The organism is Clostridium pacaense (assembly GCF_020709765.2).
Lineage (GTDB): Bacteria > Bacillota > Clostridia > Lachnospirales > Lachnospiraceae > Enterocloster > Enterocloster hominis.
This window is the reverse complement of sequence record NZ_JAJFEB020000130.1, coordinates 1-264: the sequence shown is the minus strand read 5'-3', so window position 1 is coordinate 264 and position 264 is coordinate 1. Positions and strand designations below refer to the sequence as shown.

General features: G+C 41.3%; 1 tRNA gene. It reads right to left on the bottom strand.

The annotated features are described in order from the left end of the window. Position 1: 1 nt before the first annotated feature. Positions 2-74 (bottom strand) — tRNA-Asn (locus LK536_RS58790). Between the last annotated feature and the right edge of the window lie 190 nt (positions 75-264).

Below are 264 nucleotides of genomic sequence, written 5' to 3'. Positions count from 1 at the left end.
ACTCCCCGAGTAGGACTTGAACCTACGACAGCGCGGTTAACAGCCGCGTGCTCTACCGACTGAGCTATCGAGGAATATTAAAAGTGCTCTCCGAGTCTTTATTATACTTTATAATCAAAGATTCATCAAGTACCTTCTGAAGATATTGTATGAAACTTTTGCTGATTTTATGCAAAAATACATACCTTCAAAACCACATATTGAAAACCGAACTGACAAACTTCCTGCTTCTCCCTGAACCTTCTGGTTAAGCCCTCGACCGAT